We start from the raw sequence: 657 nt of genomic DNA, 5'->3' as shown, positions 1-657 counted from the left end.
TGTCAACGGGGTTATGGAGTCCAGGACAACCTATGGCTATGACCAGTGGAACAATATCAGCAGTGAGAAAAGGTATCTGAAGGACGGCGGCTGGACCGGATATGTGGAGACCAACTACGAATACAGTGATAATGACACGTCCAGAAACAGCAATTACAAGTTCAACGGAGCATACCTGACACGGAAGTACAACAGTGCAACCTATGCGGACGGAGAGCTTTTGTCCCAGGGGACGGAGGAAAAATTCAAATATGACAATTATGGCAATCAGGTCCAATATAAGGACTCATATAATAACGAGACAAAATTTGAGTATGACAGGCTGGGGAGACTGACTAAAAAGACCAATCCCGATAACAGCCAGGCGGTCAACAGCTATGATGACGTGAATAATATCCTGACGGCTACCGGTGAAAATGGCAGTCAGATAAAATACGAGTACGACAGCCTTGGAAACCTGTTATATAAAACTGATACGGCAACCGGAAAGTATCTGGAAGCCTATGTATATAATACTGACTTCAGGCTTGACACCCAGAGGAATAACCAGCAGGCAGACAGCGGAAACAGCGTAAAATACCAGTACTACCATGACGGCAGGATAAAAGCCAGGACAACGAAAGATAAAAATGATGCAATCCTTGCAAAAGAGGAATA

The 657-nt window shown here is 44.6% G+C and carries 1 pseudogene; it reads left to right on the top strand.

Annotated features, from left to right (window positions below):
• Positions 1–657: pseudogene (locus CLHUN_RS21670) on the top strand (RHS repeat protein); the annotation flags it as partial.

Source organism: Ruminiclostridium hungatei, from assembly GCF_002051585.1.
In the GTDB taxonomy this organism is placed as follows: Bacteria; Bacillota; Clostridia; order Acetivibrionales; family DSM-1351; genus Ruminiclostridium; species Ruminiclostridium hungatei.
This window is presented reverse-complemented; position numbering and strand designations above follow the sequence as displayed.